We start from the raw sequence: 26270 nt of genomic DNA, 5'->3' as shown, positions 1-26270 counted from the left end.
GCAATTGCGCACTAGGCGGACGATGACAGTTGAACGTGTGGTGGACGGCGTTGCTACCCCGCAAAAAACTCCCGCAGCGCCTTCGCGGTCACCTCCGGGTTCTCCTCGGTGAGGAAGTGCCCGGACTCCACCGGCATGCCCTCGACGTTGGTCGCCCATTGCCTCCAGACGTCCAGCGGCGTCGCCGCGGCTTGCGCGATGCCGGCATTGCCCCACAGGATGAGCATCGGCACGGTGATCTTCTTGCCGGCTTCGAAATCGGCCTTGTCGACGTCGTAGTCGAAATAGGCGCCGGCGCGATAATCCTCGCACATCGCATGGATGCGGGCGGGATCGCGGAACGGGGCGAGGTAGTGCTCGAGCGCGCGCCTGTCGATGGCGTCCAGCGTCTTCGCTCCTGTCTGGCTCGCCATCTTGAAGCGCAGGAAGAACTCGCCCTGGCTCGCGATCAGCGTCTCCGGCAGCGGATAGGGCTGCGCCAGGAAGGTCCAGTGATAGATCTTCAGCGCATAGGCGCGGTTCATCCACTCCCAGTAATTATAGGTCGGCAGGATATCGAGCACCGCGAGTTTCGACAGCCGGCCCGGATGGTCCAGCGCCAGCCGGTACGACACGCGGCCGCCGCGGTCGTGGCCGGCCAGCGCGAAGTGCACGTGGCCGAGCCGCTCCATCACCTCGATCATGGCCTTCGCCATCGCGCGCTTGCTGTAGGGGATGTGCAGCGCATCGCTCTCGGGCATGTCGGACCAGCCGTAGCCCGGCAAGTCGGCGATGATCAGCGTGAAGTCCTTCGCAAGCTCGGGCGCCACGCGGTGCCACATCACATGGGTCTCGGAGAAACCGTGCAGGAGCAGCAGCGGCGGCCCGCTGCCGCCGACGCGGGCGAAGATCCGGCCGAACGAGGTATCGATCCATTCGGAGCCAAAGCCCGGATAGAGGTCGGCAAGGTCGGACATCTTGTTGCATCCTTATGGTCAGTCCAGGGCCGCCCCGACAAAACGAAAAGTCGAAAACAACCCCATGCACAGTAGCGGTATCATCGGCGGGGCGGCTAACCTCAACAGCCGATTGCACATTCTGGAATGCGGATGTGGCGGCGCGGTGACGCCGAAGCCCGAAAAGTGCAGATCGGCGCGCTTTGCGCACCGTCCGGGCGTTCGGGCCGGCTCTCGCTAGCCCCTGGCCTTCTCGGCTTCCACCGCCTGCCAGCCGATGTCGCGGCGGCAAAAACCTTCCGGCCATTTGATGCGGTCGACGGCCTGATAGGCGCGGGCCTGCGCTTCGGTCACGGTCGCCCCGAGCGCGCAGACATTGAGCACACGGCCGCCATTGGCGAGGATCGCACCGTCCTTCGCCACCGTGCCGGCGTGGAAGATCTCGACGGTGTCAACCTTGGCGGCCTCATCGAGCCCCTCGATGCGCGTCCCTTTCTGGTAGTCGCCGGGATAGCCCTTGGCCGCCATCACCACGGTGATCGCGGCTTCCTTGTGCCAGCGCAGGTCGAAATTCTTCAGCTGCCCGTCGCAGGACGCCAGCAGCGCCGGCACGATGTCGCTCATCATGCGCAGCATCAGCACCTGGCATTCGGGGTCGCCGAAGCGCACGTTGAACTCGAACAGTTTTGGGCCCTGCGTCGTCAGCATGATGCCGGCATAGAGGATGCCGCGGAACGGCGTGCCGCGCTGCTTCATGCCCGCGACCGTCGGCAGGATGATCTTGGCCATGATCGCGTCGTGGACGGCAGGCGTCACCAGCGGCGTCGGCGAATAGGCGCCCATGCCGCCGGTGTTCGGGCCGACGTCGTGGTCGAACACGCGCTTGTGGTCCTGCGCGGAGGCCAGCGGAATCGCGGTCTCGCCGTCGCACAGCGCGAAGAAGCTGATCTCCCGGCCCGGCAAAAATTCCTCGATCACGACTTCAGTGCCGGCCTCGCCAAAGGCGCCCTCGAACATCATGGCGATGGCATCTTCCGCCTCGCGCACGGTCTTGGCGACGACGACGCCCTTGCCGGCGGCAAGCCCGTCGGCCTTCACCACGATCGGCGCGCCCTGGCTCTGCACATAGGCGCGCGCGTCGGCGGCGTTGGTGAAGCGCTGGTAGGCGCCGGTGGGAATGCCGAACTCGGTGCACAGCGCCTTGGTGAACCCCTTGGAGCTTTCGAGCTGGGCCGGGATCTTGTTCGGCCCGAACGCCTTGATGCCGGCGGCGGTGAGATCATCGACGATGCCGGCCGCCAGCGGCGTCTCCGGCCCGACCACCACCAGCTCGACCTTGTTCTGCTTGCAGAAGGCGATCACCGCCGCATGGTCGGCGACATCGAGCGCCACGCATTCCGCCTCCCTGGCGATGCCGGCATTGCCGGGCGCGCACCAGAATTTGGTCACCAGGGGCGAGGCTGCGATCTTCCACGCCAGAGCATGTTCGCGGCCGCCGGAACCGAGGAGGAGAATGTGCATCGAGGGCTCAAGGATGAGGGGTTTGGATGGGGCGGAGGTCGCATGAATCGGGGTGGGGCTCAAGGGGGGCGGTGGCGAACTTCCCGTCATTGCGGGGCGTGGCCAGCCCCTACTGTCCCTTTTCCTCGCCGTTTGTGCCTGGGTTGCTTCGCGGCCTTCGCATCTACCCGGCGCGGAGGCTCTTCAACGAAGGGCCACGAACTTGCAGCCGCTCCACAACGCCTCGGCGTTTTTCTGATCTATCCTTTGCGAATTCTCAATCGAGAAGCTCGTGCCGTTCACCCAGCAATAGAGACTTTCGAGAATCGGTATCGAGGCATCCATCACTTTGGTTTCGTCTCCGTACTTCATTGGCTGGACAGGTCCGTTCTTCTCGCGGCGTGTCGTTTCGAGTGAGTGCGCGAGGTACTTGTCCCGAACGTTCATGATCGAGGCCAACCGCGCTGAGCTAAGAACGGAGCGGGCGTCTGCCATTGCGTGCAACAGCTCCGTCCGAGCCTGCGATGCGCGCTCTTCTGCAAACTGCTGGTCTCTCTGGTCTTGGTGTTGGCTACGCGCTTCAGCGGCCAGCATCTCGATGAGCTCGTTATCGTCAATCAGCGCGACGACTGTCGGAATGTTCTCCTTGTCGAGGTCGACGCCGTCCCAGATTGCGCAAAGACGCACGATCTCGATCTGGTACATACTGAGCTGAAAGATCCTGAACGCGTTTGCTGCGTAGGATCGGGGAATTTGAGACGCCAGCACCGGCGAAAACACCACGAACGAATTGTTGGCGTGCAGTTCGACTACGTAGAGGAAGTGATCGAGCACCTTCTTCATTTTAGCTTTGGCAAGCCGGAGCCGGTCTGGCTTCGGCAGGCGAGCAATCGCCTTCTCGGCATCGTTACCTTTCGACATGTTGGTATGAAGGGCTAAGCTCACCAGGCCAGCAACAGAGCGGTGGAGTTTATCCCCGCGTTTCTGTCGTCCGATGCTGTCCTCGGCTTGGCACGTCATCTGTAACGATTGCCCATCCCTCGCGACCGGCGCGGGGAACCGGACACTCTGCGAGCGCAGCGACGCAAGCGGGCAATGGTCTACCGGGTCATTTAGTAATGTCAGCGCTCCAAAATGAGAGCAAATGAGATCGTCATTGGTCCGTCCGTGGCTCAAGCTCGAATCTCTGCCAGTCCGGCTTTGCGCCTAAAGCTAGAAAACTTTGGATCAGCGCGACGTAGATTTGTGAGCATTCGTTTACGGTTGCTTTAAGATCGGCGAGGTCTTTTGAGTCCATGGTGCCGCCGTGCGTAGCCCTACTCCTGAGGTGGTACATATGATTTAGTTTCCCGCGAAGCTCCTGTCGAACCCCGAGAGCGCCGCCTATCATTTGACTGGATCGAACCGCGACCTTCCAGCTTGCGGGAGCATTATCGCCTCTCCCGCCGCCTACGGCGATTTCGAACGCGAGAGCTAGATCGAGCACGCGGTCTACAAACTGATGGCGGCACTTGCTGAGCACGAACCGGTCAATGGAGCGCGAAAGGCTCGACCGCGTGTCGCTAGGAAGTTTGCCGTATGCCTCCCAGTCTTGCTTGATCCTTTGGGCGTCGATGGGCACCGCCGCTTGGATGCGTGGCATGATCTCAGGAAGTATCCACTCGGGCCACTTATCTCCCTCCGAGAACTCGAGCTCGCGGTTCTCGTAATCGACCCAAGTGCACAGCGCCACCGGATGGCCGGTAGTCGCTGCTTGGATGAAGCTCCAAAATTCCTTAGTGACCATCTGCCGGTCATAGATTTGCCCGAAGCAATAGCCGTATTCGCTTATGAACGACAGGCCGGGAATCGCCAGTTCGAATGCGGCTCCCGGGACGCCGTAGTGTGCCGGAGATAGCCACAGATCTCGACCCGTGTGATCTTTGGCCCGGTTCAGAATCCGGTGTCTGCTGAACGTATCCGGTAGAGCGCTAAATGGTAGCACGCGCATCTCATCCGTTATCTTGACCTCTTCTTTGACGGAGAAGCCCCAGATCGCGACCCGAAGGTGCGCTTTCGCCTTTTGCGTGGTCAGGAGTTGGATGAGCCAGTCGGCAGCAAACGGGAAATCCTCGACCCACTTCGTTCCGTCCCAATGAGATCGTTTATCAAAAAGCCGAGGCGCCAAGAGTGACGACGTTATTATCGGACCGGAGGAGCCGTTGAACAGGATGTTACCCGCCACGGCTTTATAGACTTCGCAGCGCTCAAGGGCCGAGGCCAAGTCGTCGAGAATGCCTTTCGGCGTCGAGCTCAAGAACGACGGCGATGGTCGGATCTTCTTGAAGGCGTCGTCTGCGCGCTCGATAGCTGCGACGAGAATTTCACGGTCCCCTTCGTGAGACAACTCGTCCTCCAGGTCCACAAGAGCCAAAACCTACATGCGGTGACAGTGCACTCAATTCATAAGGCTTGGATGCTCGATAACAGTCGTCATTGAGTGCACTGTCACCGTAGTTGCCCATTCTGAATGGCGATTGCGCTATTATATTTTTTAGAACAAATAGTGAACAATTTTTGTTAAGTAGTATCTTCTATTGATCTATCGTTAGGTGGTGGAAGCTTAAAGTCGGCCGCGTTTAAGTAGCTAAACCGGACGACTACGGGTGTTGTAGGAAGCGATAATCGCTGAATCTGTGTAGAAAATTGGCGGTTGTACAAAAAATATAGTCTCGCGCTGATCTGCAAGACGGTTAGTACCTAAGTTGAGCATTGAACGTGAGAGGCACTTTGGTGTCCAATAATCCGTGAACGCTCAAAAAAATTCGAACTAGATACTAAATGGAACGGTACGCGGGCTAGTTCGGTTTAACTTATGTAAGCCGTGTACCTGAGACACAGTTTGTAGGGCATGCTCGCGAAAGATCGGCTGCGCTCTATTTGAAGTTGAACAAGCTTTAAGGAGAATCTACCAATGTCCGTCGTGGCAGGGGGTGGACCGCCGCGTCCAAAATTCAGACTTCGCTGGAGGTCGTTCGATTTGGAGATGTTCGACCTCGAAACGATCTACGCGCTGCGCTGGCAACTCACGATCTTCGGCCTAGGTGTGCTTGCCGGTGTTGTGATTGTTGTGACACACGCGCATCCATTGGACTGGGCATCAACGGCGGTGTCATCAATTCGTTCCTGGCGATAAGGAGCGCGTGCAGATTTCAAGCGCGGCTGCTCCTTGTCGACGGATCATATCGAGGTGTTGCGCGGTGCGTTTCGCGAAACGCGCCAGCGCCATCCATTCACCATCGATGCCATCGTGGTGCTGCCCGACCACCTTCACACGGTTTGGACGCTGCCGGACGGTGATTCCGATTTTGTAATGCGCTGGCAACTGATCAAATCCAACTTTTCGCGCGGCCTGCCGCGCAATGAGAGGATATCCCAAAGCCGCTCGGCTAGAGGTGAACGGGGCATTTGGCAACGCAGATATTGGGAGCACACCATTCGTGACGAAGTCGATTTCGCGCGGCATGTCGACTATGTTCATATCAATCCGGTCAAGCACGGGCTCGTGAACCGAGTCCGTGACTGGGCGCCCTCCTCGTTTCATCGTCACGTCAAGCTTGGCAATTACCCGGACGATTGGGCCGGCGATCAGTCGGATGACGGTCGCGATTATGGTGAGCGGGGATAGAGAGGCGATGGGTTTCGCAAGGGCTCAACCCATCCTACGAACCGTCATTCCGGGGTGCGCGCAACGCGAGCCCGGAATCCATTGAGCGGCAGCATCGGCGTGCGATGGATTCCGGGTTCGCGCCCAAGGGGGCGCGCCCCGGAATGACGGCAGCCGCTACCCCTGCTTCCCCGCAATGATCTCCTGCAACGTCGCCACATGCCGCGCGAACGCACCGCGGCCTGCCGCCGTGGCCGTCACCGTCGTCTGCGGCTTCTTCCCGACGAACGCCTTCTCCACCGAGACATACCCCGCCTTGGCGAGCGTCTCGATGTGCGCCCCCAAATTGCCGTCGGTCGCCCCGGTGAGCTTCTTCAGCCGCGCGAATTCGAGGCCGGCTGACACCGGCAACGCATTCAGCGCCGCCATGATCTTCAGCCGCAGCGGCTGGTGGATGATGTCGTCGAGCTCGGCCATGCGCTAGATCCGCCGCATCCAGACGCCGCCGAGGATCAGGCCGCCGCCGTTGACGAAGGCCATCCAGAGCGGGAAGGCCTCGCCGATATAGAAGAAGCCGAACAGCGTCAGCGCGGCGATGCCGAGGCCGATCGCCAGGAAGGCATGGCCGAACCAGAGTCCAGCCATGGTGTAGAACAGCATGAAATAGAGTGGCCAGAACGTGCCCAGCTGGCGCGGACCGAAATGGCCGATCACGTCAGTGCAGAGATAGCCGAAGGCGAAGAACAGCGCGAGCACCAGCAGCATCCTGATGCTGGCCGCGGAGCCGCTGGCGTGTTGCGGCGGATTCAGCACGCGGAGCGCGACCAGACCGCCGACGCCCAAGACATCCGCGGCAACCCAGGCGTAGCCCGCGTAGATCGGCCAGAGCCAGGTCACGAGATTGGCTGCGAACACGATGACGCCCCACCACACCGCAGCCAGGCTCGCCAGTTCGTAGAGCTGCGATTGCTTCAGGCGCTGGACGATGTCGTCGATATCGGCCAGCGCCGCGGATGCTTCCTTGCTGTCGATCATGTCGTGCCTTTCTGCGTTACGGCTATCACAACCAACGCGCGGTGACAGCGGAGCAAGCGCCTCGTCCTTCGAGACGACCGCGGAGCCTGTCATCGGGCCGCGCTTTGCGCGGACCCGGTGGCGGTCTCCTCAGGATGAGGCTCGGTGGCAGGTTTGCCTTTGGATGAGGCTCAGCCGCGTCAGACCCCGTTGAAGCGACCGCCGCAAACTCCGTCCTCATCCTGAGGGCCCGCCGCAGGCGGGCGTCTCGAAGGATGGCCGCGCGCGCGGGTGACGCCGGAGCAAGCGTCATGACTGCCCGCCCCCGCGCGTTGCGACGTCGTCGGCGATGACGGAGATCGCCTTCGGGTTGGTGACGATGCCCATGTGGTTGATGCCGTCGATGATCCTGACGTCGACCGACGGTTTCACCGCGTGCACGGCCTCGGCGTATTTGTCCGAGATCATCATCTCGTCATCGGCGCCGCCGAAGATGGTGACCGGGCGCGTCGTTGCCGGCAGATCGACCCGATAGCCGCGCGTTGAGAAATTGCGCATCAGGCGATCGGAATAGGTGGCGACGAGGTACTTCGCCGAGGTCGCCGGCACCGCCAGCGCGAGCACCGGAAGCTGCGCGCAGCAATCGATGCCGAGCCTGCGCAGGGCCGTGAGGCCGAAGAAGCGCGGCAGGTCGAGGCTGGCCCAGCCGCCGGCATTGGGCCGGTTGGTCGGCGCGTCATAGCCGAGATAGGGCGCGAGCAGCACGGTGCGCACGAACATGTCCTGCATGATCGCCGTTGCGGCGACGCGCAGCGAGAAGCCGGCGCCGGCGGAATGGCCGATCAGGGTGAGCGGCAGATCCGGCGCGGACTGGCGCAAATGGGCGACGAAGTCGACGAGGTCGTCCTCGAGCTGGCCGACATAGCCGATATCGCCGCGCGTGCCGGAGCCGCCATGGCCGCGGATGTCGAGCGCCCAGGTCTCCACCCCGCGCGCGGCGATGGCATGGGTCAGCGCATGGTTGACGGTGCCGCTGGAGCCGGACGAGCCGTGGATGAAGACCGCGCCGCGGCCTGCCGCCGGGCCGATGGGTGCGTAATGGCGATAGCCGATCCAGGTGCCGTCGCGGGCCTGGAAGCGCTCGAGTGGCGGCAGCGTGGACCAGTCGATGCCCTTGGTGGAGTCGGACACCGAGCGCATCTCGGGCGGCCGCTGCAGCGGGGTCGCGATCATCGCGGTCAGGATCAGCGCCACGCCGCCGACCGCACACAGGGCCCATTTCACGCCGCTCAAAACGCCGCGCAGCAATCGCATCGCCATGGCTCGCCTCCTCAAGGCATCAATCAATAGAGAACTCTATAATACAGAGTACTCTTGGGATCAAGCCCGGGATTGGCGCTGGCAGGCGAAAATCCTTAACGTCGGGTCCGACCCCCAAATGCCGAATCGTTTGTGATGCCGCCCGCGGAACAACTGAACAACGCCTTCGAATTCACCGTCTCCGAGCTCTCGCAGTCCCTGAAACGGACGGTGGAGGACACCTATGGCCACGTCCGGGTCCGCGGCGAGATCTCCGGCTTCCGCGGCGCCCATTCCTCCGGCCATTGCTATTTCGCGCTCAAGGACGAGAGCGCCAAGATCGAGGCGGTGATCTGGAAGGGCGTGCACGGCCGCATGCGCTTCAAGCCCCAGGAGGGGCTCGAGGTCATCGCGACAGGCAAGCTCACGACCTATCCGGGCTCCTCGAAATACCAGATCGTGATCGAGGCGCTGGAGCCGGCCGGCATCGGCGCGCTGATGGCGCTGATGGAGGAGCGCAAGAAGAAGCTCGCCGCCGAAGGCCTGTTCGATGAGGCGCGCAAGCAGCTGCTGCCGTGGCTGCCGGAAGTGATCGGCGTCGTGACCTCGCCGACCGGCGCTGTCATCCGCGACATCCTGCACCGGCTGGAGGACCGCTTTCCCCGCCACGTGCTGGTGTGGCCGGTCAAGGTGCAGGGCGAAGGCTCGGCCGAGCAGGTCGCGGCCGCGATCCGCGGCTTCAACGCGCTGCCCGAAGGCGGCAGGATTCCGCGGCCCGACGTGCTGATCGTCGCGCGCGGCGGCGGCTCGCTGGAGGACCTCTGGTCGTTCAACGAGGAGATCGTGGTGCGCGCAGCGGCCGAGAGCATGATCCCGCTGATCTCCGCCGTCGGCCACGAGACCGACATCACGCTGATCGACTTCGTCGCCGACAAGCGCGCGCCGACGCCGACGGCGGCGGCCGAGATGGCCGTGCCGGTGCGCAGCGAATTGTTCGTCGAGGTCGCCGATCTCGGCCGCCGCACCCGCGCCTATTGGCAACGCGCCCAGGAGAGCCGCCGCAACGAGCTGCGCGCCGCCGCGCGCGCGTTGCCGGCGGCCGGCGATCTCCTGGCGATCCCGCGGCAGCGGCTGGATTCGGCGGGCAGCGCCCTGCCCCGCGGTCTCAAGGCCAACACGCATGCGCATTTCCGCCGGTTTACCGCCGCAAGCTCGAAGCTGACGCTGCGGGTGCTGCACGGCCAGATCTCGCAGGCCGATCATCGTCTCACCGTGTGCGGCGAGCGGCTCGGCCTGTCCGCGCGCTCGCTGCTGCGGCAGCGGCGCGACCGCTTTGCCGGGCTGGACGTGCGCCTGCGCGCCTCGAAGCTTTCCAATGCGCAGGCGCAGCGCAACGCCATCGCCCGCCAGCGCGAGCGCACGCAGCGGCTTAGCGAGCGCGCCGGCCGCGCGCTTGTCACGCTGCTGCAGCGGCTGGATGCCCGCGTCGAGGCCAGCGGCAAGCTGCTCTCGGCGCTGTCCTATCGCGGCGTGCTCGCGCGCGGCTTCGCGCTGGTGCGCGACGAGGCGGGACATCCCGTGCATGCGGCCGACAGCGTCGGGCCCGGCGCAAGGGTCGAGATCGAGTTCGCGGACGGCCGCGTGGCGGCAACCGCGGATGCGGATCGCCCGGCGCCGGCGGCCAGGCGCGCACCCCCACGGCCAAAGCCGGAGGCGGAGACGAAGCCCGCGCCGAAGCGCGTGGCGAAGCCGGTGGATCAGGGCAATCTGTTCTGAGGCCGGGAGCGGCGTTCCACCCTCACTGTCATTCCCCGCCTTGTGCGCAATCGCGCACTGGAGCGGGGAATCCAGTACGCCGCAGCCTCTCGATGACTCACAGCCGCCGCGGCGTACTGGATCGTCCGCCTTCGCGGACGATGACAGCGCGTTTGTGGAGGACAGTGTAGCCACAAACTCGTCATTGCGAGCGCAGCGAAGCAATCCAGAATCTTTCCGCGGAAAGACCCTGGATTGCTTCGTCGCAAGGGCTCCTCGCAATGACGGAGGATGCCGACGCAGCCCGCCTCAGCGGCAGGACAGTCCCGCGTCGATCGTGGTCCAGAAGCCGCAATGCTCCGGCGCGCGCAAGGGAGCGCCGGCGTGGGCCTCGTACAGGAAGATCGCGACGGTGAAGACGGCCAGTGCGGAGAACAGGGTGATGCGGCGCATGAGGATTGCGTTGAATCGACATCGTGGTCGAACTAAGGCGCCGTCACCTGCTGAAACCGGTTTGACGCGCGATCCGTAGATTCCCGGTCGGCCATGATCCGTGCAGGGCGGTGGTCGATGCGGGGCTGCCCGTCTCACGTTGTTCCCCGGGCGGCCCCGCTTCATGGGGGAAGCGTAGCCCGGATGGAGCGTAGCGCAATCCGGGGCTCGCGCCACACACGATGACCGTCCCGGATTTCGCGGAGCCTGTCATCGGGCGGCGCGTTGCGCCGACCCGTTGGCTCCATCCGGACTACGGCACTTTCATTACCGCGCCAGCCACTCCGTGACCTCCTTCTGCGACTCCGCGCGCGCCTGTGCATCGGTGCCGAGATGGCCGCGCTCGGGAACGGCGGCATCGTTGCTGCCGGCAGCGGTATGCAGCGGCGTGTTGGCGCGATCGAAATCGTGATAGGCGCCGGGATAGACCACGATGCGCGCGAGCGCGCTGCGGCCATGCGCACCCTCGACCATCTGGCGGCAGGCCGGCGGCGACGAGACGTCGTCATCGGCGCCGATCAGCACCAGGGTCGGCACCCGCGTGCTCCAGCCGAGACCGGCGGAGATCCGGCAATCCGGATAGAACGCGATCGCGGCGCGGAAATCGGGCCCGTGATCGCGCGCCGCGCTTTGCGGACGCACGGCCCAGAGCAGCGCGCTGGCGCCGTTGGCCCAGCCCATCAGGCTGACGCGGTCGCGCGCCACCCAGTTCTGCTTCATCAGCCAGGCCCGCGTCGCCGCGATGTCGGCGACACGCTCGCGCCGCGCCTTGACGTGCATCTCCTTGACGCGGCATTGCGGCCCGAGCTCGCGCGAGCCGTAGCTGTCGGGCCACAGCACGGCATTGCCGCCCCTGAGCAGCCGCTCGGCCCAGTCGCGATAACGCGGCAGCACGGCGTCGGAATGTCCGCTGAGCCCGCCGCAGCCATGCAGCGCGATCACGGTCGGAAACGGACCCGCGCCCTCGGGCTTGTAGAGCTGCGCGTGGAGGACGCCCGACGCCAGCGGAATCTCGACTGCTTGCGGCGCCGGCGCGGCGTGGGCGGCGGACATCGCTAGCGTCAGGAACAGGGCGGTCAATCGAAGGCGCATCGGACTCTGCCGTATCAGGTGCCGGGCAACGCGCGGCGCGCCGGGACGATCCTTCGGCCGAGCATTATCACGCGGGAACGGCGGCAAAACATCACAAACCGGTGGGTTTAACGGGCGGACAAGCAGCCCGATCTATGCTAGATCCCGTCCAACACATCGTGCCCTCCAGGCTCGGCCTGGACGCGGCCTTCCACGGAGACTTTCGACCGTGCTGAACAAGTTCGGCCCCTCGGGCCATGGCGAAGCGCAGGTGCAATATCTCGACGGCGATTTCCGCGTGATCTCGCCGGGGACCTTCGTGCGCTGCGCGATCACCGACGCGCGGATCCCGCTCGACGAGCTGAAGTACTGGAGCGTCGATCTGCAGGAGGCCTACGCCACGCCCGAGGCCGTCTTGCAGCGGCATTTCCCGGGCGCGATGAAGCCGGCGTGATCCTTCGGCTCCCGTAGGGTGGGCAAAGGCGCAACGCGCCGAGCCCACCTCTGTAAAACCATGGCGAACAACGTGGGCACGCTTCGCTTTGCCCACCCTACGGGACCGAGCTCGTGGCGCCGTGGTGCTATTGCTGCTCGGGACCATCCGTACCCACGCAAGTCTTGATCGCGCTCTTGCGCGCCTCACCGACGATCTTCTGATCGATCGCCTGCTTCAGGCAATCGAGCCGCGCCTGCGCCAGGCAGAGCTGCAGCTGATCGCGCTTGTCCTGCCCCTTCAGGTTTTGCGTCGTGGCAAGACAGGTGACGCGCTTGGTCGCGGGCACCGGCACGGTGGCGGTCGGCGCGGCCGACGGCGTTGTCTGCGCGAACACCGGCGCAACAATCAGACACACAAGGCTGGCGGCGACGGCGGCAAGAGGCGGTTTCATCGTAGTCTCCAGGATCGTTCGAGATCGATAGAGCTCTTGCGATGAATGTCGCCTGAATGGTGAGGTGCCGTAGCTGCCGTAGGGTGGGCAAAGCGCAAGCGTGCCCACCAGCTGTGTCCGAGCGCAACAGATGGTGGGCACGGCGCTTGGCGCCTTTGCCCACCCTACGAGACCAGCGTGTGCCGCGAGCTCACCGCTTGTTGAACCGCCGCTCGCGCGCCTTGTAGAGTTGATCGCTGATCAGCTGCCGCAACTTGGCGGGATCGTCGAATTCGAGCTGGACGGCGAACGCGACGATGCCGTCTGGCACGCCCTCGTTGCCGCGCAGGCGTGCGAGGTCCTTCTCCGTCGTCACCAGCGTGAGCTGCTCGCGCCGGGCCTCCGCTGCGAGGGCGGCGATCTCCTCGCGCGAGAACATGTGGTGGTCGGCAAAGGGTCGCGTGCGCACCACGTCGATGCCGCCGGCGCGAAGGGTGCGGAAGAACCGTTCGGGATCGCCGATGCCGGCGAAGGCGAGAACCCGTTTGCCGAGGAGCTGCGCGAGCGAGGCGGCATCCGCCCTCAGGCGCGCGCGCAGCTCGGGCTTGTTGCGCTTGGCAAGCTCCGCCGCGACGTCGTTGGCGGCGCGGCCGTCGCCGATCAGCACCAGCGCGTCGGTGCGCGCGAGCTGGGCGTTCAGCGGCGCGCGCAAGGGACCGGCGGGGAACACCTCGCCGTTGCCAAGACCGCGCTCGCTGTCGATCACGATCAGCGAAGCATCCTTCAGCAAACGCGGGTTCTGGAAACCGTCGTCCATCAGGATCACGGTCGCGCCTCGCGACTTCGCCAGCGCGACGCCGTCGAGGCGGTCGCGCGCCACCGCAACCGGAACGTCGCGCGCCATCATCAGCGGCTCGTCGCCGACATCGGCGGCCTTGTGCCGTTCGCGATCGACCATGACCGGGCCCTTCAGGCGTCCGCCATAGCCGCGGCTGAGCACCACCGGCGTCTCGCCGAGCTCGCGCAACAGCCTGGTCAGCGCCAGCACGGTCGGCGTCTTGCCGGCGCCGCCGACATGGTAATTGCCCACGCAGATCACGGGAATGCCGGCATCCGCGCCCTTGCGCAGCATGCGCCGTTCCGTGATCGCACCGTAGACGGCTCCGAGCGGCCACAACGCATATGATTGGAGGGAACGTGGCCGGTACCAGAAGGCCGGCTCACGCATTGGCGGCCCCCATCTCGATCCGCAGCTGCAGCAGATAGGGTTCGAGCGCGGTCATGGTGCGGTTGAGCGCGCCGCCGAGCTGGTCCACCACGCCGGTGCCCGCGCGCTGCATCGTCTCGCGCAGCGCGGGATCGGCCAGCAACTGGCCGAGCTGCTTGACCAGCGCCTCCTGCGTGTCGGCCTGCCGCGCCGCGCCGCTGGCGTCGAGCGCCTCGAACAATTCGGCGAAGTTGAAGACGTGCGGGCCATGCACGATCGCAGCGCCGAGCTTGATCGCCTCGATCGGGTTCTGCCCGCCATGGCGGATCAGCGAGCCGCCCATGAACACGATCGGCGAGAGCCGGTAGAACAGGCCGAGCTCGCCCATGGTGTCGGCGACATAGACATCGGTGGTCGCGGTCGGCAGTTCTTCGCGCGAGCGCAAGGCGGGCGTCAGGCCGGAGGCCGTGATCAGGCCCGCGATCGAGGAGCCGCGATCGGGATGCCGCGGCACGATCACGGTGAGGAGCTGCGGGAAGAACCCGACGAGGCTGCGATGCGCCGCGACCAGCATCTCGTCCTCGCCCGGATGGGTCGAGGCCGCGACGATGATCGGCCGCCCGCGCGTCATCGCCATCAGCCGTTCGAGCTTGGCGGGATCGGCCGGCGGCGCCGCCACGTCGAGCTTGAGATTGCCGGTCGTGACGACGTCGCGGCCGCCGAGCGTGGCGAAGCGTTCGGCGTCCAGCTTCGACTGCGCCAGGCAGATGTCGAACCGCGACAGCAGCGCCGAGATGGTGCCGTGCATGCGGCGCCAGCGCGGGAAGGAGCGCGGCGACATCCGCCCGTTGATCAGCACCATGGGCACGCGGCGCGCAGCACCCGCGAGGATCAGGTTCGGCCACAGATCGGATTCGATGAACAGCGCCAGCGACGGCTTCCAATGATCGAGGAAGCGCGCGACATAGCGCGGCGAATCATACGGCACGTATTGATGGATCACGTCGGGCGGAAAGCGCTTTGCGACCACCGCGGCCGAGGTGACGGTGCCTGACGTGAGCAGGATGCGCAAATTGAGATCGCGCAAACGCTCGATCAGCGCGGCCGCGGCCAGCACCTCGCCGACGCTGGCGCCGTGGATCCAGACCAGCGGACCATGCGGCCGCACGTCGCGGGACAGGCCCCGCCGTTCGCCGACGCGCGCGGGATCTTCCTTGCCCTGCCTCAGCCGGCGCTTGATCAGCGCAGGCGCGAGCGGCACCAGGCTTGATGCCAGGCGCCGGTACATCCGCAGCGTGATCGGCAGCGCAATGGGCAGCGATTTAGGCATCTTGCGGTCCCGGGCGGCCGAGCTGCGCGTAGGCGCGGCGAGTCGCCTCGTTCAACGTCTCTTCCAGCTCCAGCCGCAGCGCCTCCATCATGGCTGCGTCGGCATCCGCGGGAACGTGGATTTCCTTGATGCCGACCAACGCGCCCCGGCCGAAGGGCAGGTTGATGGTGGTGCGGTCCCAGTTCTTCAGCCGGATGAAGCGGCTGGTCGCCATCGCGAAAGGCATGATCGGCCGCCCCGATTCCCGTGCCAGCATGATGATGCCGAGCCCGGCCACGCGCGCGCGCTTGGGGACATCGGCGGTCAGCGCGACATTACAACCGTCCTGAAGCGTCCGCACCATTTCCTTGAAGGCGCCGACGCCACCCTTGCGGTGGAAGGCGCTGCCATGATCGCCGGAACCGCGGATCAGGCCGATGCCGAGCCGCTCCACCGCGATGGCGTTGAACTCGCCGTCGCGGTGACGGGAGATCAGGACCTTGGCCCGGTAGGAGTCCTTGTTCTTGATGAAGGGGGTGAGGAAATGCTGGCCGTGCCAGAAGGCGAAGATTGCCGGGATCTGCGGCTCGACGATGTCGTAGACGTCAGGCGGATCGAACGTGAATGTGTTGGTCCGCCAGACCAGGCGCAGATATTCGGCCGCCAGAAACCCGACGGCACGTTGAAACCAGCTGCTTCGCAGCGTATTGCGAAGCAGTTTTTTCAACGCGCCGGTTCTTGATTGGGGTCGAGCAGCCGGTGGAGATGGACGATGAAATAGCGCATCTGCGCATTGTCGACCGTGCTCTGCGCCTTGGCCCGCCAGGCGGCATGGGCGGTCGCATAGTTCGGGTAGAGGCCGACGATCTCGACGTCGTCGAGATTCTTGAAGGTGTTTTGCGTGAGATCGACGAGCTCGCCGCCGATCACGAGGTGAAGCAGTTGTTGCGGGGCACTATCTGGCATGAGTTCTGTTCCTAACGGGCTGCCCGGCAAAGCAGTGTTCGAGAAGCACGACGAAAAGCGCCTTAGGCCAGGGGACGGTTTCGAAAATGCGCGACTATGCCCGCATGACGATCGCGTCCCGCTGCCACCAGCACCCCGTGCGCCACTTCCCGGCGGTTATAGAGGATGGGTTCTCCGGAGAGGTCGCTCATCCTACCATCGGCTTCCTGCACGATCAAATCGGCCGCCGCAAGGTCCCAATCATGGCTATTGCCCCCCGCAAAAGCCGCATCCAGCGCGCCATGGGCGACCCGGCACAGGCGCAGCGCGAGCGAGCCGATTCGCGGATGCAGCTTGATGTCGCCGCCGGCGGTATTGAGCCGCTCCACCATCGGCTTCGGGCCGGCGATGCGGGCGAAGTCGAGCGCCGATCCGGGCGACGCCTGCACGGCCCTGCCGTTCAGCGTCGTGCCCTGGCCGCGGGCGGCGAAGAAGAACTCGCCGCTGACAGGGGCGAACACCGCGGCCAGCACCGGCGCGGCGTCCTCGACCAGCGCGACACTGACGCACCAATCGTCATGGCCGCCCAGGTAATTGCGTGTGCCGTCGATGGGATCGACGATCCAGGTCAGCCGCCGCGACAGCCGGACCGCGTCGTCGGCGCTCTCCTCCGAGAGCCAGCCATAATCCGGCGTCGCACTGCGCAAGCGCGTTTCGAGCAGGTCGTTGACGGCGATGTCGGCTTCCGACACCGGCGAGGAGGCGCCCTTGGTCCACTTCTTCAGCTCGGTGCGGAACATCGACTGTGCCAGCGCACCCGCTTCCCGCACCGTGTCCTGCAGCAGCGCCGCGTCGCGCGTCAGGATGATGTCGTTCGCGTCAGCGTCCGCCAAGCGTCAAACCCTCGATGCGCACCGTCGGCGCATTGACGCCGTAGCGGAATTCGAGATTGTTCGCGGGCTGCATCGACTTGAAGATCTCGAACAGGTGCCCTGCGATCGTCACCTCGCTGACGGGATAGGTGATCTCGCCGTTCTCGATCCAGAAGCCGGAGGCGCCGCGGCTGTAATCGCCGGTGACGCCGTTGACGCCCGAGCCGATCAGGTCGGTGACGTAGAACCCTTGTCTGATGTCGGAGATCAGCTCCGCGGGTGTCGGCGTGCCGGGTTCGAGATGCAGGTTATAGGGTCCCGGCGAGGGCGAGGACGACACGCCGCGATGGGCGTGGCCGGTGGTGACGAGGCCGAGCTCGCGCGCCGTGGCGCAGTCGAGCAGCCAGGTGGTCAGCACGCCTTCGTCGACCAGCGCGGTCTTCTTCACCGCGACGCCCTCGGCGTCGAAAGTCTGCGAGCGCAGGCCGCGCTTGCGCAAGGGATCGTCGATGATGCGGATGTTCCTGGCAAACAGCTGCTGGCCGAGCTTGTCCTTCAGGAAGCTGGTCTTGCGCGCAATCGAGGCGCCATTGATGGCCCCGACAAGGTGGCCGACCAGGGAGCCCGCGACGCGCGGATCGAACACGACGGGCACCTTGCAGGTTTCGACCTTGCGCGGATTGTAGCGCGCCACGGTGCGCTCGCCGGCGGAACGGCCGACGACCTCGGGCGACAGCAAATCGGCGCCGTGCGGTGCCGAGGTGAAATCGTAGTCGCGCTCCATGCCGGTGCCCTCGCCCGCGATCGCGGTCGCCGAGATGCCCTGACTGGAGCGCAGGTAGGAGCCGTGGAAACCGGTCGAGGTGACGAGCACCATGCCGCCCATGCCCGCGGAGGCCGAGGCACCGCCGGACTTGGTCACGCCCTTCACCGCGAGCGCGGCAGCTTCGGCGGCGAGCGCGCGGCGCTCGAGCTCGGCAGTTGCGGGCACATCGGGATCGAGCAGATCGAGCTCGGGGAAATCGCGCGCGAGCAGCGCGGGATCGGCAAGTCCGACATATTTGTCGTCGGGCGCGACGCGTGCCATCGCGACCGCGCGTTCGGCGAGCTTGGTGACGGCGTCGCCGCTGACGTCGTTGGTGGAGACCACCGCCTGACGCTGGCCGACCAGCACGCGCAGGCCGACATCGTCGCCCTCGGACCGCTCGGATTCCTCGACGCGTCCGTCGCGCACCTCGACGCCTTGCGAGACGCCGCGCACCGCGACCGCATCGGCCGCGTCCGCGCCGGCGCGCCGCGCCGCCTCCACCAGCCGCTGCGCCAGATCGGAGAGCGCGGACTGATCGAACAGGCGATTTTCTGTGGTCGAAGGCGACGAGCTTGGTGAAGAGTTCACGAACGAAATCCTGTTGGGGCGGGGGTTCGGGACCGGAACCCACAGATGTGCCCTGATTGCGCGGACTTCAAGCATTTTCAGCCCGCCAAAAGCTCAGATTCGCACCATCGGCGCAACGTCTCGTCAATCATGCGTGCCAAGGTCTTGTCAATCATGAGCCGCAGTGACGGTGGGTTAACCAGCCTTTTTAAGCGGTTTCGGAAAGGCCCGCGCTAAGGTCCTCGCATCGACCGGGAACATAATCCCGGCGGGGAGAACTAAGCCGTGAGGCGTCAAACAGCAACATGCGGGGTCACTCCCGCCGGGTCGAGCCGCTCTCTGCGGCTCGACCCTCTTTCCCTTCCGGTCCGCTTCGACGCGCATGATCCGCGCGCCGACGGATACACCAGGCAGATCGAGCTTCATCGCGAACGCGTCGTCCTGCGCCGTGCCGTGCGCGGCATGCAGATGGCGATCAACGTCCGCGTCAGCGACTTCACCGGTGTCGCGCTGCGCGGCAATGACGAGGCACAGGCCCTCGTCCTCGTGCATCGCGATCCCTCGCTCTCCGTGCCGCTGCTGGTCGGCGCCGAGGGTGACGAACTCACCGAGGCCTGGGCGATCTGGAGCGAGCTCTTCGCGCTGCCGCAGCTCGACGAAGGCGCGCGCAAGCCCGCGGCCCGCCGCCGCCGCGCCAACGCGATCCGCGCCCGCCGTCCGAAATTCCTGATGCGCCGCCGCGCCGGCATCGCGCGCGAGCTGACGATTCATCAAGGCGAACGCGAGATCATCGCGCGGAATTAAGCGGCAATCACAGGTGTCGTAGGGTGGGCAAAGCGAAGCGTGCCCACCTTCTCTATCAATCATTGAAAGATCATGGGCACGGCGCAAGTGCGCCTTTGCCCCACCCTACGAGACCTACGCAGCCCGCATCACCGCGTCGGCCAGCAATCCCGCGAACAGCAGCAAGCCCGCATGCTTGTTCGATTTGAACAGGCGCAGGCACAGCTCCGGATTATCGATCCGCAAGCGCATGATCTGCCACGCCAGATGCGCGGCGAAGGCGGCGAGCCCGAGCCAGGCCGGCCAGCGCGCATCGCCCGAGGCCAGCGCGACGCCGATCAGCATCACCGAAAGCCCGTAGAACAGGATCAGCGCCTGGTGCGTATGCGCGCCGAACAGGCGCGCGGTCGACTTGATGCCGATCAGCGCGTCGTCCTCGGAGTCCTGATGCGCGTAGATCGTGTCATAGCCGATCACCCAGGAGATCGCGCCGGCATAGAGCACCAGCGCGGTGAGGTCGATGCGGCCGAAGGTGACGGCAAATCCCATCAGGGCGCCCCAGGAGAAGGCAAGCCCGAGCACGGTCTGCGGCCACCAGGTGATCCGCTTCATGAAGGGATAGATCGCGACGATCAGGAGCGAGGCGATGCCGGTCGCAATCGCGAAGCGGTTGAACTGCAGCAGCACCAGAAGTCCGATCGCGGCCTGCGCGACCATGAAGGCCAGCGCCTGTTTCGTGCTGACCTGCCCCGACGGCAGCGGCCGCGAGCGCGTGCGCTCGACCTTGTCGTCGAGGTCGCGGTCGGTGATGTCGTTCCAGGTGCAGCCCGCCCCGCGCATCACGAAGGCACCGACGAAGAACAGCACGATGGTGAGCGGCAGTCCGCGGATGTCGTGCGCCATGCCGCTCGCGAGCGCCGCCGACCACCAGCAGGGCATCAACAGCAGCCAGGAGCCGATCGGACGATCGAAGCGGGACAATCGCAAATAAGGCCGCGCCCATGGCGGCGCGATCGTATCGACCCAGTTGCCGGTGGAATCGGCAACGCGGGCCGATGTGCCAGTGCCCAGTTTTCGAAGTTCGTATTCCATCGCGGCGTATTCCGGTACGAACTTCGAAAACGACAAGGGCACTAGCAAGAAATCGCAATTCACGTGCCGCTTATCGATTTGAAGTTCCTATGAGGATCGCGCGGCAGGCACCGTAGGAACTTCAAATCGGCGGCACGTGTATCATCGGGTGAGGACGTTGCCGTTGAGCGTGTCGAAGGTGCTGCCGCCCTTCTTGCCGGCATTGGCCTCAGGCGCCGAGCCCGAACCCAGCACCTCGCTCAGCGACGGACCGGCGGGACGTGCCTGCTGCTGCTGCATCTGCTGCGCAACGTTGCAGACCTTCGCCTGCATCGCCTCGGTGTTCTTGTGGCCGTCCTTCATCTGCGCGCCGACCTGCGCCGGAATCCCGCATTTCGAGGCATTGGCCTCGATATACTTGATCATCTTCGACTCGGCCTGGCTGAAATTGCGGATCAGCTTGCAGGCCTCGTCGGGCGGCGCGTGACGGTCGCTCGCGGCCTTGATCAGCTTGCCGCGCTTCTCGGCTTCCTCGCGCAGGGGCATGAACGACTTCATGCAGTCCTCGCCGGGACCGCCTTGCGTCGGCGGGGCCGCGCTGAAAGCGCCGGCGCCACCAACGGGCGCGGCGCCGTTCACGGGGAAGGACGATTGCGGGGCCGTGCCGACGGACGCGACCGGCGCCGAACCGTTCACCGGCGGAAACGCCGAACTGGTTGCGGCCTGGCTGGGCAGCGGCGCCGGAAACGCACTTTGCGCATAGGCACCCGCGGCACCCATGGTGACCATGGCGGCGGCGATCGGAACCATCAAATGACGGATCATCAAGAAAATCTCTCCGGCAGGAGCTTACGGGGTCCAGCGCCTTCCCAATTGAAGCGCAACCAGCGTGCTCGCGATTTTACGATTCCCGCCGGCCCTTAACAACCCACCGAATAGGGCAAGAGCGCGGCGCGCCGACGCAGCGGTGGGGCAATATTTACCCCCGAAACGGCTGGTTTCGGTTAATAACGGCGCCAAATTGGACTTTTGAACGATGCCCTCCCACGATTTTCGCGCGCCCCGCCTGTTCGTCGATGTTCCCCTGGCCCAGGACGCCAGGGTCGCGCTCGACCGGGATCAGAGCAATTATCTCGGCAATGTGCTGCGGCTGGCCGCCGGGGCCGAGGTCTTGGCGTTCAACGGCCGGGATGGCGAGTGGCAGGCCGCCATTGAAGGCCGCAAGCGGCCGGACAGCCTCGTCATCCTCCAGCAGACCCGGCCGCAGGACCGACTCGCCGACCTCGCTTATGTCTTCGCCCCGCTCAAGCACGCCCGGCTGGACTATATGGTCCAGAAGGCCATCGAAATGGGCGCTGCCGCGCTGCATCCGGTCCTGACCCGCTTCACCCAGGCCTCCCGGGTCAACACCGAGCGGATGCGGGCCAATGTCGTCGAGGCCGCCGAGCAATGCGGCATTTTGAGCATCGCAACTGTCGCCGAACCGGTCGCCCTGGAGCGCTTCCTCAGCCAGCGCCCAGCCGACCGCCTGCTGATCTTCTGCGATGAGGCGGCGGAGGTCGAAAACCCGGTTCAGTCCCTGCAAGCCGCGCGCGCGGCTGGAGAAGGTATCGACGTCCTGATCGGTCCCGAAGGCGGTTTTGCCGAAGACGAGCGGGCCCTGCTGCTGCGGCAGCCCAAAATCCTTCGGCTGGCCCTCGGCCCCCGGATCATGCGGGCCGACACGGCCGCGGTGGCGGCACTGGCCCTGGTGCAGGCGGTGCTGGGCGATTGGGGCGGAAGCAGGGGCTAGAGCGTCTCCCGCATCGCACGCTGCAAGGTCTCGGACGGAAGCTCTCCAAAGGCCGCCTTATAGCTCGCCGCGAACTCGCCCAGATGCCAGAAACCGTGCGCCATCGCACAGGACTTCACGCTGCGCTGCCCCGCACCGATGCGCAACTGCTTGCGCACCGACCACAGCCGCAGGATCCGGCTATAGCGATTCGGGCTGATGCCGCAGATTGCTTGTGTCGCGCTCTGGAGCGTGCGGACGGACACGCCGACCTGCTCCGCGAGCTCGGGCGTCTTGAGCCAGATCGTCAGATTGTGCTGGATCAAGCGTTCCATGTCCGCGACGATGCGCCGATAGCCCTCCATCGTGGCCGGCACAGACCTGCGCTTCCCGCTGGTGCACAACGCGGCTTCCATCGTGCTGAGCAATGATTGCTCGACGGCGGTCAACGACGCCGGCGCCTTCAGGAAGTCCGGGTCGTGCGCTGCAATTTCCAGCGTGACAGAGACCAGATGCTGTAACGAGGCCAGGACGTCCGGCGCCGGGTTCGCCAGATGGTAACCGTCACCCAGTTGGGTCCAGGGCTCGCGCGGGGGCGGAGTGAAATACACGACAGCTATCAGCCGGCCCTCGGGCTCGTGGACAAGGCAATCAGAGGCTCCTCGCAGCATCACGATGGAGCGGTCGATCGATTGCCCGTTGATACAGGCCGAGGTCACGTGATCCATCGGCACCACGACGGCGGCGGCATTCATCAGTCGATAGCCGCGAATGATCCGCGGAAAGGTTTTCACCAGAGACAGGGTCAGGTTCGGCAAGCCGAGCCGCGCGCGCATGATGGCCTTCGCACCGGGGGACAAGGGCATGCTGGACGCGCCGGCATACCTCTCCGTCTCCCCGAAATGGTCGATGTCATAGGCTTCGAGTTCGAGCGCGGACGACGGCTTGAGACGCTGGAAAGACATCAAGCGGTCCGTCGCCGGCTTTTGCGCTCCGTCGCGCGCGATATCGAGATGGCCCTGATCCATATCGTGCAGCTTACCTAGCCTTCCCTGCATTCGCGGTTCGATTGGAGGCGCGCAGATCGTCCGGCCCATTGATGCCGGCACGCTTGAGATCGCGAAGCAGCTTCGTCAGCAGCAGCATGTTGGTCTTCTGCAGTTCGTGGTTGTTTCCAAACCGGAATGCGTTCTGCTCGGTCACGATCAGTCCGGCCTTGGTCTCTTCGAGAATCTTGCGCCTCTTCAATCCGGCCACGCGACGGCGAACGGTTTCGAGCGGCAGGCTGAGAAAGCGCGAGAGCGCCGCACGAGAGACCCCCTGCTTGATCACATCCGGCTCGACGGCATGAATGCTCGAGAACTTCTCGTCCAACACCGGATCGTTCATCACATGGATGACGTTCGCGTTCAGGACAGCATGAACGATCAGAAGGTCGAGCGGATCGAATTCGTCGTAGTGCCGGAACAGCTCGCTCATCGAGAACAGCATGTAGGCCAGCGTATGTCGCGAGACCGTCCGGATGATATCAGAAGCATTGCGCATGAATCGGAAACCAACATTGATGTTGTAAACGATGCCTACGGCGAACGGATCATCTGCCGTACCCAGAATGAGTATGCGGCGACTTGCCCGCGGTTCTCAATTTATCATTGTGACGCTCGGCCTTCTGCCGCACCGCGACGTCGCTCGCCGAGGCGTTCGGCAAGAACGATGACGGCGACATCAAAGGTGACAATCGTGAGTGAAGGCGTGTCGATCAATGTCGATGTCGTGCCGGACGCGCGGCGATCCGAGGCGCTGCGGCTTATCAGGGCTTTTCTCCGCCTCACCGATTCCGGCAGGCGGCAGAGGGTACTCGAATGGGCAGAGCGGCTGGCGGAAGACGCCGGGTCCGCAGCAGAAGCGCCGGACTTCGCAGCGACCGATCCTTCGGCCGCAGCATCAACCGGAAGCCTCTGTGGCCCGAGCGAATGACCCGCCCTCGTCTGCCGGTTCATCATCGAAGGGGTATTTTAATACCTTAATCGGGGATGAAGGCGCTTTCCTCGTTTCAGACCTGAACGCCGGGCTTCCGCGCGCCAAACTCCGTTAAGCGATTGATCCTTTGGAGGTCGAAACCGCGCATCGACCATGCTAAGGGCTGCGCCAATTCGCCCCCCTTGCCCTGCCCGGTTCCCCCGGGTCGATGGACCCTGTCATGACCGCGACCGCCACCTCAAATGCTGCCGGCTCCGCCGCCTGGGCGGATACGCTGCTCTTGTCGTTCGCGCAGGCCGGCTATGTCAGGGCCGAGCCCGCCGTCCTGCAGCCGGCCGAGCCGTTCCTCGACCTGTCCGGCGAGGACATCCGCAAGAGCCTGTATCTGACCACGGACCTCACGGGCGAGGACTTGTGCCTGCGCCCGGACCTGACCATTCCCGTCGCCCGCGACTATCTCGCCTCGCCCCGCGCCGGCCAGCCGGCCGGGTTCAGCTATCTCGGCCCGGTGTTTCGTTACCGCAGCGGCCGGGCCAGCGAATTCCTGCAGGCCGGGATCGAATCCTTCGGTCGCCAGGACCGCGCCGCGGCCGACGCCGAGATGCTGGCGCTGGCACTGGAAGCAACGAGCGCCTTCGGCGTCCGCGACGTCGAGATCCGCACCGGCGACGTCGCGCTGTTCAACGCGCTGCTCGACGCGCTCAACCTCTATCCGGTCTGGCGCCGCCGCCTGGTCAAGGATTTCAACCGCAAGATTAGCCTGGAGCAGGATCTGGAACGGCTGGCGGCCGCGACCACCGCGACGCGCAGCGAGTATGAGGGCGTGCTCGCCGCGCTCGCCGGCTCCGACCGCAAGGCGGCGCTCGCCTTCGTCACCGACCTGATGTCGATCGCCGGCACCACCAATGTCGGCGGGCGCACCACCGCCGAGATCGCCGATCGCTTCCTCGAGCAGTCGACGCTGAAGGGCGGCGCGCTGTCGCGCGAGGCGATCACCGTGCTCAAGCGCTTCCTGTCGATATCAGGCAATCCCGACGACGCCGTCGCCCAGCTGCGTGCGCTCACGACTGACGCGAAGCTCGATCTCACGGCTGCGATCGACCAATTCGAGAGCCGGGTCGGCTTCATGGCCGCGCGCGGCATCGACGTGAAGCAGACGCGCTTCTCGACCGCGTTCGGGCGCGGCCTCGACTATTACACCGGCTTCGAATTCGAGCTGCATCACCGCGGCAACGGCACCGAGCCGCTGGTCGCCGGCGGCCGCTATGACGGGCTGATGACCCAGCTCGGATCTGCCGAGCCGATCCCGGCGGTCGGCTTCTCGGTCTGGGTGGATGCGCTGACGAAGATCAGCCGCAAGGTGGGAGCCTAAGTCATGAGCGCGCCGTTCGTTCTGGCCGTTCCCTCCAAGGGCCGCCTGCAGGAAAACACCGAGGCCTTCTTCGCCCGTGCCGGCCTCAAGCTGTCGAAGGCCGGCGGCGCCCGCGACTATCGCGGCACGCTTGCAGGCCTCGACAATGTCGAGGTCGCCTATCTCTCGGCGAGCGAGATCGCCTCGCAACTGTCGCGCGGCTTCGCCCATCTCGGCGTCACCGGTGAAGACCTGGTGCGCGAGAACATCGCCGACGCCGACAAGCGCGTATCGCTGATCGACGGCCTCGGCTTCGGCTATGCCGACGTCGTCGTCGCGGTGCCGCAGGCCTGGATCGACGTCCGCACCATGGCCGATCTCGACGACGTCACCACCGGCTTCCGCGAGCAGCACCACATGCGGATGCGGGTCGCGACCAAGTTCGTCAATCTCACCCGCGCGTTCTTCCAGAGCCACGGCATCACCGATTACCGCATCGTCGAAAGCGCAGGCGCGACCGAGGGTGCACCGGCGGCCGGCAGCGCCGAGCTGATCGTCGACATCACCACGACGGGCGCGACGCTCGCCGCCAACGGCCTGCGGGTGCTCGACGACGGCATGATCCTGCGCAGCCAGGCCAATCTCGTGGCGTCGAAGGATGCCGACTGGTCGCCGCAGGCGCGGGAGACGGCGCGCGTCATCCTCGATCACATCGCGGCACGGGCGCGGGCCAACAAATACCGCGAGGTCCGCACCCGCTTCCGGCAATGCGACGCCGCCCTGCTCGGCGAAGCCCACAGCCGGTTCGGCGTCGAGGCGCCGTTCGGCGGGCCGACCTCGTCAGGCATGCTGACCTTGCACTGCCCGCCGGGACAGCTCTATGCGCTGGCGAGCTTCCTGCGCGAGCATGGCGCCGAGACCGTCTCGGTGGTGTCGCTCGACTACGTGTTCGACCGGGAGAACCCGCTGTTCGCCAAGCTCGAGACGTTCCTGCGGCGGTGAGTCCCAGGCCGGTTCAGCTTTCCGTT

The 26270-nt window shown here is 65.1% G+C and carries 28 protein-coding genes and 1 pseudogene; 9 read left to right on the top strand and 20 right to left on the bottom strand.

Annotated features, from left to right (window positions below; all coding sequences use genetic code 11):
• Positions 1-53: 53 nt before the first annotated feature.
• The 4 genes from CO669_RS02025 to CO669_RS02010 all read right to left on the bottom strand — a co-directional run bounded on the left by CO669_RS02025 (position 54) and on the right by CO669_RS02010 (position 4839).
• Complete coding sequence (locus CO669_RS02025; RefSeq protein WP_097657517.1) at positions 54-956, bottom strand: alpha/beta fold hydrolase; 903 nt, start codon at positions 954-956, stop codon at positions 54-56.
• A gap of 216 nt (positions 957-1172) precedes the next feature.
• Positions 1173-2456, bottom strand: coding sequence for a phosphoribosylamine--glycine ligase (gene purD / locus CO669_RS02020; protein ID WP_097657516.1), 1284 nt, complete (start codon positions 2454-2456; stop codon positions 1173-1175).
• A 183-nt stretch (positions 2457-2639) separates the two neighbouring features.
• Positions 2640-3356: an AbiU2 domain-containing protein gene (locus tag CO669_RS02015; RefSeq protein ID WP_143278601.1), complete on the bottom strand. Its 717-nt coding sequence runs from the start codon at positions 3354-3356 to the stop codon at positions 2640-2642.
• Between the two features lie 232 nt (positions 3357-3588).
• Positions 3589-4839, bottom strand: a complete 1251-nt coding sequence (locus tag CO669_RS02010; protein WP_143278600.1) for a HEPN domain-containing protein — start codon at positions 4837-4839, stop codon at positions 3589-3591.
• A 621-nt stretch (positions 4840-5460) separates the two neighbouring features.
• Here CO669_RS02010 and CO669_RS35570 point away from each other — a divergent pair.
• Together CO669_RS35570 and CO669_RS02005 are read left to right on the top strand one after the other, a co-directional pair.
• Complete coding sequence (locus CO669_RS35570) at positions 5461-5610, top strand: hypothetical protein (protein ID WP_158228730.1); 150 nt, start codon at positions 5461-5463, stop codon at positions 5608-5610.
• A gap of 21 nt (positions 5611-5631) precedes the next feature.
• A pseudogene (locus CO669_RS02005) lies at positions 5632-6102 on the top strand (REP-associated tyrosine transposase); the annotation flags it as partial.
• 156 nt (positions 6103-6258) lie between these two features.
• Here the strand turns inward: CO669_RS02005 and CO669_RS02000 are convergent.
• The 3 genes from CO669_RS02000 to CO669_RS01990 form a co-directional block, all read right to left on the bottom strand.
• Positions 6259-6558 carry a winged helix-turn-helix domain-containing protein gene (locus tag CO669_RS02000; protein WP_097657513.1) on the bottom strand — a complete coding sequence of 100 codons (300 nt, stop codon included), beginning with the start codon at positions 6556-6558 and terminating at the stop codon, positions 6259-6261.
• 3 nt (positions 6559-6561) lie between these two features.
• Positions 6562-7116, bottom strand: coding sequence for a hypothetical protein (locus tag CO669_RS01995; RefSeq protein WP_198963768.1), 555 nt, complete (start codon positions 7114-7116; stop codon positions 6562-6564).
• A gap of 288 nt (positions 7117-7404) precedes the next feature.
• Positions 7405-8415, bottom strand: coding sequence for an alpha/beta hydrolase (locus tag CO669_RS01990; protein ID WP_198963767.1), 1011 nt, complete (start codon positions 8413-8415; stop codon positions 7405-7407).
• Positions 8416-8550: 135 nt separating this feature from the next.
• Between CO669_RS01990 and xseA the strand changes: the two genes are divergently transcribed.
• Complete coding sequence (gene xseA / locus CO669_RS01985) at positions 8551-10170, top strand: exodeoxyribonuclease VII large subunit (protein WP_097657512.1); 1620 nt, start codon at positions 8551-8553, stop codon at positions 10168-10170.
• Between the two features lie 288 nt (positions 10171-10458).
• Here the strand turns inward: xseA and CO669_RS35825 are convergent, their stop codons facing one another.
• Positions 10459-10602, bottom strand: a complete 144-nt coding sequence (locus CO669_RS35825) for a hypothetical protein (protein ID WP_198963766.1) — start codon at positions 10600-10602, stop codon at positions 10459-10461.
• 306 nt (positions 10603-10908) lie between these two features.
• Positions 10909-11733, bottom strand: a complete 825-nt coding sequence (locus CO669_RS01970) for a dienelactone hydrolase family protein (protein ID WP_097657510.1) — start codon at positions 11731-11733, stop codon at positions 10909-10911.
• Positions 11734-11941: 208 nt separating this feature from the next.
• On the opposite strand from CO669_RS01970, the gene CO669_RS01965 reads away from it, so the two are divergent.
• Complete coding sequence (locus CO669_RS01965; protein WP_097657509.1) at positions 11942-12166, top strand: DUF2093 domain-containing protein; 225 nt, start codon at positions 11942-11944, stop codon at positions 12164-12166.
• A 127-nt stretch (positions 12167-12293) separates the two neighbouring features.
• On the opposite strand, the gene CO669_RS01960 is transcribed toward CO669_RS01965, so the two are convergent.
• The 7 genes from CO669_RS01960 to CO669_RS01930 form a co-directional block, all read right to left on the bottom strand.
• Positions 12294-12599 carry a hypothetical protein gene (locus CO669_RS01960; RefSeq protein WP_097657508.1) on the bottom strand — a complete coding sequence of 102 codons (306 nt, stop codon included), beginning with the start codon at positions 12597-12599 and terminating at the stop codon, positions 12294-12296.
• Positions 12600-12789: 190 nt separating this feature from the next.
• Positions 12790-13806: a tetraacyldisaccharide 4'-kinase gene (gene lpxK / locus CO669_RS01955; protein WP_097657507.1), complete on the bottom strand. Its 1017-nt coding sequence runs from the start codon at positions 13804-13806 to the stop codon at positions 12790-12792.
• Positions 13799-15115, bottom strand: a complete 1317-nt coding sequence (locus CO669_RS01950; RefSeq protein ID WP_097657506.1) for a 3-deoxy-D-manno-octulosonic acid transferase — start codon at positions 15113-15115, stop codon at positions 13799-13801. Before CO669_RS01950 ends, lpxK begins: the two co-directional genes overlap by 8 nt.
• Positions 15108-15821 carry a lysophospholipid acyltransferase family protein gene (locus CO669_RS01945; protein ID WP_097657505.1) on the bottom strand — a complete coding sequence of 238 codons (714 nt, stop codon included), beginning with the start codon at positions 15819-15821 and terminating at the stop codon, positions 15108-15110. The genes CO669_RS01950 and CO669_RS01945 overlap by 8 nt, the downstream gene beginning before the upstream one ends.
• Positions 15818-16060: a DUF4170 domain-containing protein gene (locus tag CO669_RS01940; protein WP_063197361.1), complete on the bottom strand. Its 243-nt coding sequence runs from the start codon at positions 16058-16060 to the stop codon at positions 15818-15820. The genes CO669_RS01945 and CO669_RS01940 overlap by 4 nt, the downstream gene beginning before the upstream one ends.
• 62 nt (positions 16061-16122) lie before the next feature.
• Positions 16123-16932: a 3'(2'),5'-bisphosphate nucleotidase CysQ gene (locus CO669_RS01935; RefSeq protein WP_097657504.1), complete on the bottom strand. Its 810-nt coding sequence runs from the start codon at positions 16930-16932 to the stop codon at positions 16123-16125.
• A complete protein-coding gene (locus tag CO669_RS01930; RefSeq protein ID WP_198963765.1) occupies positions 16919-18307 on the bottom strand; it encodes a TldD/PmbA family protein in 1389 nt (462 codons plus the stop codon). The genes CO669_RS01935 and CO669_RS01930 overlap by 14 nt, the downstream gene beginning before the upstream one ends.
• 264 nt (positions 18308-18571) lie before the next feature.
• Between CO669_RS01930 and CO669_RS01925 the strand changes: the two genes are divergently transcribed.
• Positions 18572-19090: a DUF6101 family protein gene (locus tag CO669_RS01925; RefSeq protein ID WP_097657502.1), complete on the top strand. Its 519-nt coding sequence runs from the start codon at positions 18572-18574 to the stop codon at positions 19088-19090.
• A gap of 114 nt (positions 19091-19204) precedes the next feature.
• On the opposite strand, the gene ubiA is transcribed toward CO669_RS01925, so the two are convergent.
• A complete protein-coding gene (gene ubiA / locus CO669_RS01920; RefSeq protein ID WP_097657936.1) occupies positions 19205-20161 on the bottom strand; it encodes a 4-hydroxybenzoate octaprenyltransferase in 957 nt (318 codons plus the stop codon).
• Positions 20162-20302: 141 nt separating this feature from the next.
• Positions 20303-20965: a hypothetical protein gene (locus CO669_RS01915; protein WP_097657501.1), complete on the bottom strand. Its 663-nt coding sequence runs from the start codon at positions 20963-20965 to the stop codon at positions 20303-20305.
• Between the two features lie 211 nt (positions 20966-21176).
• Between CO669_RS01915 and CO669_RS01910 the strand changes: the two genes are divergently transcribed.
• Positions 21177-21932 carry a 16S rRNA (uracil(1498)-N(3))-methyltransferase gene (locus tag CO669_RS01910; protein WP_097657500.1) on the top strand — a complete coding sequence of 252 codons (756 nt, stop codon included), beginning with the start codon at positions 21177-21179 and terminating at the stop codon, positions 21930-21932.
• Here CO669_RS01910 and CO669_RS01905 read toward each other — a convergent pair.
• Positions 21929-22969 carry a helix-turn-helix domain-containing protein gene (locus tag CO669_RS01905; protein WP_245444137.1) on the bottom strand — a complete coding sequence of 347 codons (1041 nt, stop codon included), beginning with the start codon at positions 22967-22969 and terminating at the stop codon, positions 21929-21931. The two genes, CO669_RS01910 and CO669_RS01905, sit on opposite strands and share 4 nt — an antisense overlap.
• Positions 22950-23402, bottom strand: coding sequence for a hypothetical protein (locus CO669_RS01900; RefSeq protein WP_245444135.1), 453 nt, complete (start codon positions 23400-23402; stop codon positions 22950-22952). Before CO669_RS01900 ends, CO669_RS01905 begins: the two co-directional genes overlap by 20 nt.
• Positions 23403-23624: 222 nt before the next feature.
• On the opposite strand from CO669_RS01900, the gene CO669_RS01895 reads away from it, so the two are divergent.
• The 3 genes from CO669_RS01895 (at position 23625) to hisG (ending at position 26244) form a co-directional block, all read left to right on the top strand.
• Complete coding sequence (locus tag CO669_RS01895) at positions 23625-23888, top strand: hypothetical protein (protein WP_097657497.1); 264 nt, start codon at positions 23625-23627, stop codon at positions 23886-23888.
• A 223-nt stretch (positions 23889-24111) separates the two neighbouring features.
• Positions 24112-25263 (top strand): ATP phosphoribosyltransferase regulatory subunit, encoded by a 1152-nt coding sequence (locus CO669_RS01890; RefSeq protein WP_097657934.1) that lies wholly within the window; start codon positions 24112-24114, stop codon positions 25261-25263.
• 3 nt (positions 25264-25266) lie between these two features.
• The gene (gene hisG, locus CO669_RS01885) at positions 25267-26244 is read left to right on the top strand and encodes an ATP phosphoribosyltransferase (protein WP_097657496.1); all 978 of its coding nucleotides are present in this window, start codon (positions 25267-25269) and stop codon (positions 26242-26244) included.
• Positions 26245-26270 lie beyond the last annotated feature (26 nt).

The sequence above is a fragment of the Bradyrhizobium sp. Y36 genome (assembly GCF_002531575.1).
Classification (GTDB): Bacteria; Pseudomonadota; Alphaproteobacteria; order Rhizobiales; family Xanthobacteraceae; genus Bradyrhizobium.
Note: the sequence above shows the minus strand (reverse complement) of the source record. Positions and strands in the feature narration are given on the sequence as shown.